Origin of the sequence: Vibrio sp. 10N.222.52.B12, from assembly GCF_002875385.1 — a bacterium.
GTDB lineage: Bacteria > Pseudomonadota > Gammaproteobacteria > Enterobacterales > Vibrionaceae > Vibrio > Vibrio jasicida.
This window is the reverse complement of record NZ_MDAW01000014.1, coordinates 22203-36621: the sequence shown is the minus strand read 5'-3', so window position 1 is coordinate 36621 and position 14419 is coordinate 22203. Positions and strand designations below refer to the sequence as shown.

The 14419-nt window shown below is 46.0% G+C and carries 12 protein-coding genes, 1 tRNA gene, 1 rRNA gene, 1 pseudogene and 1 riboswitch; of the genes and pseudogenes, 12 read left to right on the top strand and 3 right to left on the bottom strand.

Annotation, left to right across the window (positions count from 1 at the left end; all coding sequences use genetic code 11):
• Positions 1-53: 53 nt before the first annotated feature.
• The 10 genes and pseudogenes from rrf to thiH all read left to right on the top strand — a co-directional run bounded on the left by rrf (position 54) and on the right by thiH (position 9217).
• Positions 54-170: ribosomal RNA gene (rrf, locus tag BCT11_RS01020) — 5S ribosomal RNA — on the top strand.
• Positions 171-202: 32 nt separating this feature from the next.
• Positions 203-279 (top strand) — tRNA-Asp (locus BCT11_RS01015).
• Between the two features lie 405 nt (positions 280-684).
• Positions 685-2056, top strand: a pseudogene (locus BCT11_RS01010) (multicopper oxidase family protein).
• Between the two features lie 123 nt (positions 2057-2179).
• On the top strand, positions 2180-2563 hold the full coding sequence (gene crcB / locus BCT11_RS01005; RefSeq protein ID WP_005430379.1) for a fluoride efflux transporter CrcB: 384 nt from the start codon (positions 2180-2182) through the stop codon (positions 2561-2563).
• A gap of 61 nt (positions 2564-2624) precedes the next feature.
• Positions 2625-2723: riboswitch (TPP riboswitch) on the top strand.
• 165 nt (positions 2724-2888) lie between these two features.
• The gene (thiC, locus tag BCT11_RS01000; RefSeq protein ID WP_102386875.1) at positions 2889-4829 is read left to right on the top strand and encodes a phosphomethylpyrimidine synthase ThiC; all 1941 of its coding nucleotides are present in this window, start codon (positions 2889-2891) and stop codon (positions 4827-4829) included.
• Positions 4829-6244, top strand: a complete 1416-nt coding sequence (locus tag BCT11_RS00995) for a thiamine phosphate synthase (RefSeq protein WP_102386874.1) — start codon at positions 4829-4831, stop codon at positions 6242-6244. The genes thiC and BCT11_RS00995 overlap by 1 nt, the downstream gene beginning before the upstream one ends.
• Positions 6231-7004, top strand: coding sequence for a HesA/MoeB/ThiF family protein (locus BCT11_RS00990; RefSeq protein WP_102386873.1), 774 nt, complete (start codon positions 6231-6233; stop codon positions 7002-7004). Before BCT11_RS00995 ends, BCT11_RS00990 begins: the two co-directional genes overlap by 14 nt.
• A gap of 38 nt (positions 7005-7042) precedes the next feature.
• Positions 7043-7297 (top strand): sulfur carrier protein ThiS, encoded by a 255-nt coding sequence (thiS, locus tag BCT11_RS00985; protein ID WP_102386872.1) that lies wholly within the window; start codon positions 7043-7045, stop codon positions 7295-7297.
• A 5-nt stretch (positions 7298-7302) separates the two neighbouring features.
• Positions 7303-8070 carry a thiazole synthase gene (locus tag BCT11_RS00980; protein ID WP_102386871.1) on the top strand — a complete coding sequence of 256 codons (768 nt, stop codon included), beginning with the start codon at positions 7303-7305 and terminating at the stop codon, positions 8068-8070.
• A gap of 34 nt (positions 8071-8104) precedes the next feature.
• Positions 8105-9217, top strand: a complete 1113-nt coding sequence (gene thiH / locus BCT11_RS00975; RefSeq protein ID WP_102386870.1) for a 2-iminoacetate synthase ThiH — start codon at positions 8105-8107, stop codon at positions 9215-9217.
• 101 nt (positions 9218-9318) lie between these two features.
• Here thiH and BCT11_RS00970 read toward each other — a convergent pair whose 3' ends face one another.
• Both BCT11_RS00970 and BCT11_RS00965 read right to left on the bottom strand, forming a co-directional pair.
• Positions 9319-11109 carry an aminopeptidase P family protein gene (locus tag BCT11_RS00970; protein ID WP_102386869.1) on the bottom strand — a complete coding sequence of 597 codons (1791 nt, stop codon included), beginning with the start codon at positions 11107-11109 and terminating at the stop codon, positions 9319-9321.
• A 203-nt stretch (positions 11110-11312) separates the two neighbouring features.
• Entirely contained in the window at positions 11313-12254 is a 942-nt protein-coding gene (locus BCT11_RS00965) for a LysR substrate-binding domain-containing protein (protein ID WP_038868610.1), read from the bottom strand.
• 107 nt (positions 12255-12361) lie between these two features.
• On the opposite strand from BCT11_RS00965, the gene BCT11_RS00960 reads away from it, so the two are divergent.
• Both BCT11_RS00960 and BCT11_RS00955 read left to right on the top strand, forming a co-directional pair.
• Positions 12362-13555, top strand: coding sequence for a multidrug effflux MFS transporter (locus BCT11_RS00960; RefSeq protein ID WP_198593892.1), 1194 nt, complete (start codon positions 12362-12364; stop codon positions 13553-13555).
• Between the two features lie 91 nt (positions 13556-13646).
• Entirely contained in the window at positions 13647-13928 is a 282-nt protein-coding gene (locus tag BCT11_RS00955) for a hypothetical protein (protein ID WP_038868597.1), read from the top strand.
• 30 nt (positions 13929-13958) lie between these two features.
• Here BCT11_RS00955 and BCT11_RS00950 read toward each other — a convergent pair whose 3' ends face one another.
• On the bottom strand, positions 13959-14414 hold the full coding sequence (locus tag BCT11_RS00950) for a DoxX family protein (RefSeq protein ID WP_102386868.1): 456 nt from the start codon (positions 14412-14414) through the stop codon (positions 13959-13961).
• Between the last annotated feature and the right edge of the window lie 5 nt (positions 14415-14419).

Below are 14419 nucleotides of genomic sequence, written 5' to 3'. Positions count from 1 at the left end.
ATTGAATGTGTATAAATAGAATTTAAAAACAGCTTTCCGAATTAAAGAATTTGCTTGGCGACCATAGCGATTTGGACCCACCTGACTTCCATTCCGAACTCAGAAGTGAAACGAATTAGCGCCGATGGTAGTGTGGGGCTTCCCCATGTGAGAGTAGGACATCGCCAGGCTTTAAATTTAGACTTAAATGTCTAACCAGTGCGGAGCGGTAGTTCAGTTGGTTAGAATACCGGCCTGTCACGCCGGGGGTCGCGGGTTCGAGTCCCGTCCGCTCCGCCACTTATTTAGAAACCCAGTCTTCGGACTGGGTTTTGTCGTTTATAAGCAAAAATACTTTCCCTTTTCAGGGAACGAGTCCCGGTTGCCCGCAACCCCGGCCTCTCCGCCACTTATTTAGAGAGCCTTGCTAGAAATAGCAAGGCTTTCGTCGTTTCTAGAGTCTGCAATTTCCTACTTGCTCTAGCTTTATTATCATTAAACTCCCTCTTTCTCAAACCGGCATCTTTTATTTCTTCATTATATGTATGTAGGTGCTTACTACCTTTTTAGTGCCTATAAAATATGGAACTTCATTTATATTCCTGACCCTAAGTATCATTAGTACACATCTTTAAAAGATAAGTGAGAATCATTATTAATATTTAGTTACACTCACATCAATTGGAATAATGAGTGACTAAATACATGGATATATCTCGTCGATGCTTCCTTAGCGATCTCTGCGCTTACCGTTCTGCCTGCATGTTCTCTATCTAGGAGTACTGATAAACAGGGTCAGCACATATACGACATCACTGCAGAGCCTTCTACTGCTGAATTAGTATCAGGGTTTACCACGGATGTACTTGCGTTTAATGGCTTGATTCCAGCGCCTACGATTCGTTGTCGCCAAGGCGAGAAAGTTATTATTCGGTTTACTAACAAGCTTTCAGAGCCGACTACAATCCACTGGCATGGCTTGCGAATCCCTATTGAAATGGATGGTGTCCCTTTCTTGAGCCAGCCGCCTATCATGCCTGGTGAAACATTCGTTTATGAATTTACACCGCCAGATGCGGGCACATTTTAGTATCACCCACATATGAATAGTGTGAAGCAGCTTGGTATGGGCTTAGTCGGGCTAATTGTCGTTGAAGAGGCAGAGCTTGTTCAGTTTGATGAAGAGCATGAAGTCGTCCTCAAGCATTGGCATTTAGACAAACAAGGTCAGTGGAAGAACCTTATGGTGCCGCGCTTGAGTGCTCGTATGGGGACTCCCGGAGAGTGGAGTAGCGTCAATGGTGTGCATGAACCTGTTTATACGCTGAAGCAGAATGCTACCACGCGATTAAGAATTGCTAATGTCGATAACACCATTACTTACCCGATCGCTATAGAAGGCGCAAAGGCTTGGGTTATTGCTAAAGATGGTAACCCTGTTAAAACGCCTTATAAGCTCACTCAGCACAAAATTGGTCCGGGAATGAGGTTAGATATCGGATTGATTGCTCCGAAGGCTGGAGAACGTGTTTATGTGCGTCAAATGAAAGGACGTTTCCCATTTCCTTTGTGTGAGTTTGATATTGTTGAGTCTGACCTGCCGAGTAATCAGAAACTGCCTTTATTGCCTCTCAACCCTGTGCCAGATCTTGATTTGGAAAATGCTGATCAAATTGATTATGTGTTTGAATGGGAGGGGGCGGTCACTCCGGCCGATAAATCGGGCAAAGCGATACCTAAGTTCTGGCTGATGAATAAACGAGCTTGGGAGGGGATGAGTAAAGATAGTATTCCAGCACCGCTTTCAACATTGGAGATGGGAAAAACCTATATCTTCAACCTTAAGAATGTCACCCAATATCATCATCCTATTCATTTACATGGACACACATTTACTGTTCTTGAATTAGACGGTAAAAAACTCGATGAACCGTTTCATACTGATACGGTCTTGCTTGGAAAAAACGGCAGTGCGAAAGCGGCATTTGTTGCAGATAACCCAGGACGTTGGATGTACCATTGTCATGTGATCGAACACATGAAGACGGGGTTGATGGGTTATATTGAAGTAAAGTGACTCCTGTAACTTTTTAAATCTTGATAAGTTTTAAGCGCTATACTTTGCTGAATTCTAAGATTGTATAATCACTATTGCCGTAAATTTGATTACAATGTCGCCATTAACTTTTCTGGGGGAATTATGGGACAACTATCCGTTTTGGGTTTTATTGCATTGGGTGGTGCATTTGGTGCATGTTCTCGTTACTTAATTTCTGAACTTTGTGTGATGCTACTCGGTCGTGGCTTTCCGTACGGTACCTTAACCGTGAACGTGGTTGGCTCATTTATTATGGGTCTACTGATTGCTGCGTTTGAAACTGAGTTGATGGTCACTGACCCATGGCGTCAAATCATCGGTCTTGGCTTTTTGGGCGCATTAACCACATTCTCTACTTTCTCGATGGATAACGTGTTGCTTATGCAGCAGGGCGCTTTCTTTAAGATGGGATTGAACGTACTACTGAATGTCGTGTTAAGCATTTCAGCTGCGTGGATTGGTTTCCAATTATTGATGCGTAGCTAGCAAAAATACTCAAATATTAATCAGGTCGGCTTGGTTTAACCAAGCCGTTTTTATATACTGATTTCACTTGTCGGAGTGCCATAAGGCTGAGACCGTTAATTCGGGATCCGTTGAACCTGATCAGATTAGAATCTGCGAAGGGAACAAGAGAAGATATCTACACCAGAGTTCTATCTGGTTGACCTATCAAATAGTCGAATGTTGTTATAGACGAAGAGCACTCGCTCAATCTGTCCTTAATTCGATTCCTCTTGTCGCATCTATCCGCCAAGCATTTTTATCCCAATACTTTTTATCTAAGCATAACAAAGCAAGGAAAAATGCTATGTCGAGTCGCAAGCAAGCGAGACTGGAAGCAAAACAGTTCATTGATACACTCTCGGTACAACCGTACCCTAATTCAAGTAAAGTCTACGTAGAGGGTTCACGTCCCGATATTCGTGTGCCAATGCGTGAAATATCACTCGCTGATAGCCTTATTGGAGGCACAAAAGAAGCGCCTATTTTCGAGCCTAATGAGCCAATACGCGTTTACGATACCTCGGGTGTATACACAGACCCAAATCACACCATAGACCTTTACAATGGCTTACCTAAACTGAGAGAAGGGTGGATTGAAGAGCGTGCCGATACTGAACTACTCGATGAAGTAAGCTCGGTATACACCAAAGAGCGCCTAGAAGATGAAACGCTAGACGATCTTCGTTACGGAAATCTGCCACATATTCGACGTGCCAAAGGTGGGCAGTGTGTGACTCAGTTACACTATGCTCGCAAAGGCATTATTACCCCAGAAATGGAATACATCGCCCTACGTGAAAATATGGGGCGTGCTCAATACCGCGATGAAGTGCTGAATCAACAACATCCGGGTCAAAGCTTCGGAGCGAATCTTCCAAAAGACATTACCGCCGAATTCGTGCGTAAAGAAGTCGCCGAAGGTCGCGCGATTATCCCTTCTAATATCAACCACCCAGAATCCGAACCAATGATCATTGGGCGTAACTTTTTGGTCAAAGTGAACGCCAACATCGGTAACTCATCGGTCACTTCTTCGATTGAAGAAGAAGTAGAGAAACTAGTGTGGGCGACGCGCTGGGGTGGCGATACCGTTATGGATCTCTCTACTGGACGCAATATTCACGAAACTCGCGAGTGGATTCTACGTAACAGTCCGGTTCCGATCGGTACCGTACCAATGTATCAAGCGCTTGAGAAAGTGAATGGTGTTGCGGAAAACCTTAACTGGGAAGTGATGCGCGATACTCTGATCGAGCAAGCAGAGCAGGGTGTTGACTATTTCACTATCCATGCCGGTTTACTACTTCGTTATGTACCAATGACTGCAAAACGTGTTACTGGCATCGTCTCTCGTGGTGGTTCTATCATCGCGAAATGGTGTTTAGCGCATCACCAAGAAAGCTTCTTATACACCCATTTCCGAGAGATCTGTGAAATCTGTGCTAAGTATGATGTCGCACTATCTCTCGGTGATGGCCTGCGTCCTGGCTCGGTTGCCGATGCTAACGACGAAGCGCAATTTGCAGAGCTTCGTACTCTTGGCGAATTGACCAAGGTTGCGTGGGAATACGACGTACAGGTGATTATCGAGGGTCCTGGTCATGTTCCAATGCATATGATCAAAGAGAACATGGAAGAGCAGTTAGAGCACTGCCATGAAGCTCCTTTCTACACGCTTGGTCCGCTGACGACAGACGTCGCTCCTGGTTACGACCATATTACTTCAGGCATCGGCGCTGCCATGATTGGTTGGTATGGCTGTGCAATGCTTTGCTACGTAACTCCTAAAGAGCATCTTGGCTTACCAAACAAAGAAGATGTGAAAGTAGGCATGATCACTTACAAGCTTGCTGCGCACGCCGCTGATTTGGCGAAGGGACACCCTGGTGCACAAGTTCGTGATAATGCGCTTTCTAAAGCTCGCTTCGAGTTCCGCTGGGAAGACCAATTTAACTTGTCGCTCGACCCAGATACCGCACGCGCTTTCCATGATGAAACCTTGCCTCAAGAGTCTGGAAAAGTTGCTCACTTCTGTTCCATGTGTGGACCAAAGTTCTGCTCGATGAAGATCTCGCAAGAGGTACGAGAGTATGCGAAAGACACTGAGCAAGTTGCTGCGGACCAAGCTATATCGATCAAAATGCTGGATGATCCTCTTGAGGGGATGCGTCAGAAATCGCAAGAATTTAGAAATACAGGCTCCGAGTTATACCACCCAGCAGCACATGCCGAGGTAAGTGACTAATGAGCAAAATCCTTATTCCGTCATCATTGATTGAGCTAACAGGTTTAGTTCAACAATGTTTGTTGTTGGCGAAAGAACAGGGTTTTAGCATCGAAGACATTGAGTTGGGTGTGAGCCCAACTCAATCTATTCAGCTTGTTCGCGACCAACAGACCACACGCATAACGACAGATCTTATTGATGGTTATGACTCTGAGAATGAGAGTTCATTTGTGCTCTATTACCGCTCTGCTCTATCGGTAGAAGCGTGTGCTAAGCAACCGTCGAAAGCGATTTATATTGGCATTGCTGATACGCAGATATCCGATGAAAAGGAGAAAGTGCTTCAGCTTGATATCTGGCATCACCCAATTAGCAACGAAGTGAGAGCGCTTTCCGTTAAGTCCAAATTCAACGCAATGTTTGATCCCGAACATCACCTTGCTTGGATAGTAACGCTGACAGTACTCGATTTTCCTATCGAAGATGCGTTAACACTTGCTCGAGGAATGCTAACTCAACAAGCGAATGTTTCACGTGAAACACTGTTGAATGACAACCTTGACGAGGGAAGATCTGCTCAGTGGGCTGATCAATTTGATGATTTCCCCACACCTGTACTGGAGGATAACCGACTAGGTATTCAAGTTGGTTGGTCTGCACAAGGTGAGAGCGTTAGCTTTCCAACTCTAACTAAGCAAAGTCTAGGGCTCTATCCAGTCGTTGATGATGTTGCTTGGATTGAGCGTCTACTGCCACTAGGCATCAACACTATTCAACTGCGAATCAAGAACCCACAACAAGCCGATTTAGAACGACAGATCATTCGAGCAATTGAGCTAGGTCGTCAGTATCAAGCACAAGTGTTCATCAATGACTATTGGCAGTTGGCAATCAAGCATGGCGCTTATGGTGTTCACCTAGGACAAGAAGACATAGAAGAATCGAATTTAGCTCAGCTAACTAAAGCGGGTATTCGTCTTGGCCTTTCTACTCATGGTTATTATGAGTTACTGCGTATCGTACAAATTCATCCTAGCTACATCGCTCTAGGGCATATTTTCCCAACCACCACAAAACAGATGCCATCGAAACCACAAGGTTTGGTGCGCTTGGCACTGTATCAAAAGCTGATTGATAGCATTCCTTACGGAAACAAAGATCTGGCTTTCCGTCCTTCAAAAGACAAAGCAGTTAGTGACTATGTGCTTGGCTTTCCGACGGTCGCGATTGGTGGCATTGACCAATTTAATGCAGACCAAGTTTGGCGAACAGGTATTTCTAGTTTGGCAGTTGTGCGAGCTATTACGTTGGCAAAATCACCTCAGTCCGTCATCGAGTTCTTCGCACAACTGATGAAGGAAAGACAGCTAACGTTTACTGATCAGAATAGTAAATTAGCGCATATCAAGAGAGGCGAGCATGCTCACGGATAAGCAGTTCTTTCGCTATCAGCGCCAAGTCGCCCTGCCTGAAATTGCTGAAAGTGGGCAAGAGCGTTTGAGTAAATCGCATGTTCTGATCATCGGTTGTGGTGGATTGGGGAGCGCAGCGAGTTTGTACTTAGCGTCAGCGGGCGTTGGTAAATTAGTTGTAGTTGATGACGATGAAGTTGATAGCAGTAATCTACAACGTCAGATCATTTATCGTGAACAAGACCTCCAAGTTGCGAAAACAAAAGCGACTGTAAAGCAACTGACAGAACTTAATTCTATGGTTCAAATTCGTGCTCTCAATAAGCGATTAGACAAAGCACAGTTGCAGCTTGAGGTGATGCTAGCTGATGTGGTGCTCGACTGCACCGATAACATGCCAACGCGCCAGCTAATTAACCAAGTTTGTTTCGAGCAAAATACGCCGCTCATCTCAGCGGCGGCAATTGGCTGGCAAGGGCAATTCGTTGTCTTTGATTACCAAACACCAAGTGAACAAGAAGCGCAGAGTAAAGCCTGTTACCGCTGTTTGTATCCGTTCGACGAATTACCGCAAACGCAAAAGTGCAGTGACAGCGGTGTGGTCGGTCCGGTGGTGGGCACACTTGGTAACTACCAAGCGATAGCGGCAATTCAAAAACTGGCGACGGGAAAGTTTCATGTCGAGACTGCCAAGCTACACCTGTTTGATGGATTGAAACTGCAATGGCAAACCATGGCGATAAGCAAAGACAAACAGTGCCAAGTGTGTGCTCAGATTTAGCTTACGAGTAATGGACAGAATTAAGAGAGTTGGAAGCAATGACGTTATCAGAACAACAAGCAACACAAATGACCGCTGCTGACTTAGGTATGATCACTATTGTCATCAATGACCAGTCACATCAAGTCGCCAGTAAGTCGAATCTACAGCAAATCATTAGTCAATTTGCGCTGCCTGAAATGGGCTGTGTTTTTGCAATTAATAACAATGTTGTGCCGCGCAGTGAGTGGGCTAGCACAGTTCTTTCACAGGGAGATAGCATCTCTTTGTTTCAAGCGATCGCAGGGGGTTAAAGTCGATGCTTAAAATTGGTGATAAACAATTCGAATCAAGACTGTTCACGGGAACAGGGAAGTTTGCCAACAGCCAATTAATGGCAGAGGCGATTCAAGTGTCGGGATCTCAGCTTGCGACCATGGCGCTGAAGCGTGTGGATGTGAACGACCAACAAGACGATATTTTGCTGCCGTTAGTACAAGCGGGGGTGAACTTATTGCCGAACACCTCGGGTGCAAAGAATGCTAAAGATGCCGTATTTGCTGCACAACTGGCGCGAGAAGCGCTGGGCACTAACTGGTTAAAACTGGAAATTCACCCAGACCCAAAGTACTTGATGCCCGATCCCATTGAGACACTTGCGGCCGCTGAACAACTGGTTCGTGAAGGCTTCATTGTTCTTCCTTACTGTCATGCTGACCCGGTTCTATGTAAACGATTGGAAGAAGTAGGTTGTGCTGCGGTCATGCCATTAGGTGCGCCGATCGGTTCTAACAAAGGGATAGTTTCTCACGATTTCCTAGAGATCATCATCGACCAAGCCAATGTTCCTGTCGTTGTTGATGCGGGTATTGGTGCTCCTTCACATGCCGCGCGTGCGATGGAAATGGGCGCGGATGCCGTGCTAGTTAATACCGCGATTGCGGCTTCGAGCGATCCCGTTGCGATGGCGAGGGCATTTAAGTTGGTGGTAGAGTCGGGGCGTATGGCTTATGAAGCCGGACTTGCTGGTAAGGTTTCTCATGCGGTTGCGTCCAGTCCACTGACGTCATTCCTAGATGAGCTTTAGTCCTAGATTGGTTTAGCTATTAAGCGAGGAAAACATGAGCTTCGTTGAACAATTTAAGCAGCTGAATTGGGATGACATTTCGATGTCGATCTACGCGAAAACGGCACAAGATGTCGAGCGAGCACTGAATAAACCCAAGCGTGATTTGGAAGACTTTAAAGCGCTAATTTCACCAGCGGCTGAAGGGTACTTAGAACAAATGGCACAGCTGTCATACTCGGCAACTCGCAAGCGTTTTGGTAATACCATGTCGCTTTATATTCCATTGTACCTTTCTAACTTGTGCGCTAATGCTTGTACTTATTGTGGCTTCTCGATGGAGAACAGAATCAAGCGTCGTACCTTGAATAGGGACGAAGTGGCTGCAGAAGTAGAAGCTATTAAACGCATGAAGTTCGATAGCGTATTGCTGGTGACTGGCGAACATGAAACCAAAGTGGGCATGAAATACTTCCGCGAAATGGTGCCGATGATTAAGATGCGCTTTAACTATTTGGCGATGGAAGTACAGCCACTTGATCAAGACGAATACGCTGAGCTCAAGACATTGGGTTTAGATGCGGTGATGGTCTATCAAGAAACGTATCATCCTTCGACTTACGCCGAGCACCATTTGCGTGGCAATAAGATGGATTTCGAATACCGATTGGATACACCCGATCGTCTTGCGAAAGCAGGCATCGATAAGATCGGTATTGGTGCTTTGATAGGGTTGGAAGAGTGGCGTACCGACTGTTTTTATGTGGCAGCGCACTTGGATTACCTAGAGCGCACGTATTGGCAGACTCGTTACTCAATTTCTTTCCCACGTTTACGTCCTTGTGAGGGCGCGCTCCAACCAAAATCAGTCATGACGGATAAGCAGCTTGTGCAGTTGATTTGCGCTTATCGTTTATTTAATCCTGAAGTGGAGTTGTCATTATCGACTCGTGAATCACCGAAGTTCAGAGACAATGCATTACCGTTAGGCATCACCAGTATGTCTGCTGCATCGAAAACTCAGCCGGGTGGGTATGCGATGGATGATGTTGAACTCGAGCAGTTTGAGATCAGCGATGAGCGAAGTGCGGGTTCTGTGGAAGATATGATTCGAGCCAAAGGCTTTGACCCTGTATGGCGAGATTGGCACTCAGCGTATTCTGGTTAAGCAACAAATAAAGCCACTGGTCATCGCTATGTTTCACGTGAAACATAGGCAAAGAAAAGAGGGTTGATGCAAAACATCAACCCTCTACGTTTTTCTAGCTTCTAGCTGTGTGCTACAGGTGCCGTTGCTTGACGAAGCCACTCTTTCACATCACCTTCAACTAGCGGGCTGATCTCATCCCATACTCTCTGATGGTAGTCATTCAGCCAAGCAAGTTCTGGACGAGTTAGCATATCAACGTTGATGTTGCGCTTGTCGATTGGGCAGCGTGTTAGCGACTCAAATGATAGAACAGGGAAGTCACCGTTAGTCGGGGTTTCAACAACAAGCTCTAGGTTCTCGATACGGATACCAAACGCATCTGCACGGTAGTAACCTGGCTCGTTGGATAGCACCATGCCTTCTGTTAGAGGCACGTCGATTTGCTTCTTCGAAATGCTCGCCGGACCTTCATGAACACTTAGGAAGTGACCAACACCGTGACCAGTACCGTGGTCGTAATCGTAGCCTTCCGCCCATAGGTGCTGACGAGCTAATGTATCGATTTGGTAACCACGAGAGCCTTTCGGGAAACGTGCACGTGCAACACCGATGTGACCTTTTAGCGCAAGAGTGAATTGTTTAATCATCTCTTGTGAAGGTTGACCAATCGCAATTGTACGCGTGATGTCTGTCGTACCATCTAGGTACTGACCGCCTGAATCCACTAGGTAAAGTGTGTTCAGTTCTAGCTTGCCAGGTTCAGGTTGGTTTTCGTGGTTGTAGTGACACATCGCCGCGTTGCCGCCCGCAGCTGAAATAGTATCGAAGCTAAGATCCATCAGTGTCGGGTCTTCGCTACGGAACGCTTCCAGTTTGTCAGCCAATGTTGCTTCATCATGCAGGTTACCTGCAACGACTTCTGCATCTAACCAAGATAGGAACTTACTCATCGCCACGCCATCACGGATATGACATGCTTTCATGCCTGCGATTTCAACTGCGTTCTTCGCTGCTTTTGGCATTAGGCATGGGTCAGCTTTATTCACCACAGATGCGCCAGCATTTTGTAGAACCAACTTAAACCATGCGTTACTTGTCGCAGGGTCAACCAGTACATTCTTGCCAGTTAGAGTTTCTAGTCGTGCTTGCAATGCTTCTGGGTGATGAACCGTTACTCCCGCACCAACATGAGCGTCAAACTCAGCAGGTAGGCGAGCAGGATCTAGGAAGTACTCCACGCTTGAATCTGAGTGCAGAATCGCGTGAGAAAGCAGAACTGGTAGACGTGATACATCAAGACCACGAACGTTAAGCAGCCAACAGATAGAATCAAGTGCAGTGATAACTGCGCTGTCTGCGCCGGCTTTTTTCAAGAGCTCTGCGATTTCTTGGCGTTTGCTTTCACTTGATTGACCAACTGATTCTGTTGCCATTAGGCGAACATCAGAAACTACAGGAGCAGGGCGGTCGTGCCACAGCTCATCAATTGGGTTGCTGTCGAGAATCTTAAGCTCAAGTGCACCTGTAAGTTTTGCTTGTGCCATGTCCAGCCAAGCAGAGTTGTGCATGCGAGGGTCGATTGCCACAGACGCGCCATTTGTAAGATGGTCTTTAATCCAATCTAACGCGGGCTCTTCAATCAGGTGACGGTATTCGAATAGATCAGCAGGAACCTGCTTGGTTACTTGTACCGTGTAGCGACCATCAACAAAGATTGCGGCTTTGTCTTTGGTGATTACCGCAGCACCAGCAGAACCGGTAAAACCAGTTAGCCAATGTAAACGCTCGTTGTGCGCTGGTACGTATTCGCCCAAGTACTCGTCTTCATGTGGGATAAGTAGGGCGTCAATATTATGTTGTGCTAGCCATTCGCGAATTGCATTCACGCGGCTTTGGGTATCGTTGTGCATCTGTGTTATTCCTTCAAATTACCGCTCCTTCATGCTCAGGTGTGGGAGCTGTTTCCATCTGCTTCATGCAGTTTACGAATCTATTGAGGTTCGCAATCACTTCAATAGAGTCGGAGTACAACAGACCATAGATGAGCCAAAAAGGACTATCGACTGTTAAGCTACTCATTTTACCGTAAGAGCGCAAATCGCGTCCGGGATTTTTATCTAAGATGATCGGTTTTTTGCGTGATCATGGTACGTAGCCAAGTTAATGCCGGGTCATTTTCTCTGTCTCGATGCCAGAACAAAGTGTAAGCCATTGGCGGGAATTCGAGTGGCAGCGGCAGTAATGCCATGTCGTGTTGTTTGGCGGCCAGTTTCACAAAGTGGCTTGGCGCGGTAAACACAAAATCAGTGTAAGAACACAAACTGGCGGCGCTATTAAAGTCCGGTACGGTGACTGCGATGTCACGTTCGCGACCAATGTCGGCTAAACGATAGTCGAGCAACCAACGGTCGTTGCCATCACAACGCACCTGTACATGACGCAGGGCTAGGTAAGCTTCTAAGTTCCAGTTACCACGCAAAGCCGGGTGGTCTTTACGCACGATACACATTTGGTGGTCGCGATAGATTTCCTGTTCACAAATGTCATCGGGCGGCAACATAGTCAGCTTGGCATCATTGATGTCGATATCTCGCCCCGTCATACCCAAATCAATCTCACCACGTTGAATCATTTTAAAAGTCTGTTCAGACCATGGATGCGTGCTGATGGTCACGCCAGGTGCTTGTTGGAATATTGCTGGCAAGAAGTGGGGCAAAATCAACGGGTAGACACTCTCCACCGCAGCAATTTGAAAACGGTATTCACTGCTCTGTGGTGAGAACTCTTCTGGTTGAGTCAGGACATCAAGTTGATTTATCAACAGATCCAGTTTCGGTTTGAGGAACAAAGCTCGTGGTGTTGGCGTCAATCCATGCGAGTTTCGTGTGAACAAAGGGTCATCAAACTGAGTGCGTAACTTGGCCAAAGATTTACTCACTGCAGACTGACTCAAACAGAGTCGGTGTGCAGCTCGAGTAACATTCAACTCCTCGATTAGTACCTTAAAACAGACCAACAAGTTGAGGTCGATGCGTACCAGTTTCTCTACGTTCACTGTGATTTTCCTCATTGGAATAATGGTCATGAGTATACATCATTTCCATTCATATCATCAGATGATTAAGCTTTGCTCAAAAGTTCTTATTCAATTTGGAGTGTTTTGTGTCTAGCCATATTACAAATAGCAAAAAACAGATGGCGCTGTTGACCATGTTAGTTCTGTTCAGTCCGCTTGCGATTGATATCTATCTACCTGCTTTGCCTCTTATCGCATCCACTTTTCAGGTAGAAAATGCATTGGCACAAGACACCATCACTTGGTTCCTATTTGCTATGGGTGTTGGCCAGCTATTCGCAGGCCCCTTGGCAGATAAACTCGGACGTCGAACTGTTGCATTGGGAGGCATCACCATCTACGCAGTGAGCGCTTTATTGGCGTGGAGTGCTCAAAATATTGAGTGGATGTTGACGGCTCGTTTGCTACAAGGCTTAGGTGCATGTGCAACATCTGTAGCAGCCTTTGCAACAGTTCGCGATATCTTTGGTCCGGAAAAAAGTGGCAAAATGATCAGTTACCTTAACGGGGCGATCTGCTTTATCCCGGCATTGGCGCCTATTTTAGGCAGTTGGTTAACCCAGCAATTCGATTGGCGTGCAAACTTCAGCTTCATGGCCGGCTTCGCTGTGATTGCCGGAACGATGATTTTCTTTGGAATGAAGGAAACCAACCCTGCAACTGAAAAACAAGCTGTGTTTAAACTGAGCCGTTATTGGTCTGTATTAAGCACGCCGTCATTCATTTTCCATGCATCATTGTGTCTAATGGCGATGGCGGTCATTCTTGCTTACGTCACATCAGCTCCAGGTGTACTGATGACGGGCATGGGTTTATCCATGAACGAGTTTACCTTCTGGTTTGGTCTTAACGCGGCGTTTAATATTGCAGCTTGTATGTTGGCACCGAAATTCATGGATCGCTGGGGTACGCACAATTCACTGGTTGTTGGTATTAGCTTACTCTCGATAGCTGGCGTTATCATGATGGTGATGAAAGGACACAACACGGCGCTGTCTTTCATGCTGCCAATCTTTATCTCATCGGTTGGCTTCGCTTGGATTCTTGGTGCAGCAGCAGGTAAAGCGTTAGAACCGTTTGGTGATAAAGCGGGTACTGCGGCTGCACTACTTGGTTTGTTCCAAATGAGTGGCTCTGGTTTGTTGGTAGGTACGCTACAGCGTTTATCACTGGATCCACAAACTCTGATTGCGATTCATATGTGGGTATTGCTTCCAGCTTTGGTGATTCTGTTTAGCAAAGCAGGTAAGAACTGGCATGCGAAATTGGCGAATGCGTAAAACTCGGTAATTTAGTATTTTCCAATGTACCTAACGCGTGTATATTTGTCGTTCAAACTTTTCTCGACACCATAACGGAACTCAAAAAGTAATGTCGTTAACCACGTATGAAATGGCTCGTATCTTAGAGCAAATGGAAGAGTCACCAGAAAAGGTGATGTTTGGTAAGTTGCTCAACGAATTGGGTAACCAAAGCTCTGAGCGTATTCGTAGTGCGGCAAAACAAGTTCCATTGCCAGTCTTGCGTGATCTTGTGTATCAATTTCAGCAAGTGATTGAGTCACGTAAAGGCGAGCAAGTAGAGCAGATGGCAAAAGACCTCGCGAAGCAAGGTATCTCAGCAGAAGAGTTACTGGCTTACTTGAACAAGTAATAAAAATCCCCGCATTATGCGGGGATTTTTTTAGTTAGTGACTTTCTTCTTGATAATGTGGTCGAGAGATAAAGGCCCTGGCCCCCACACAATAACAATAAGAATCATCACCCCCCAAAGTTGATGGTCATAGAAACCTTTCTCCCACAGCAGCGGGTAAGAGACCACGGCGATGATGTTAAACACAAACAGAATCGCAGCCATCGGGCGCGTAATTAACCCTAGTGCCAAGAATACCGGTAGAACCAACTCCGCAGCTGTACCTAAGTAAGCCGCCAGTTCCCATGGCAGTATTGGCACTTGGTATTCCAGCTCAAATAAATACAGTGTGCTGTCCCAAGATGAGAGTTTGATTAGCCCTGAATTGAAGAACACCCACGCTACCCACAAGCGACAAAAGAGAAGTAGTAAAGGGACAAAGCTAGTTTGTAGGGTACTGATTAAATCGTCGTACCGATTCACTAAGTTTTTAACCGTATCCGTCATAGAGT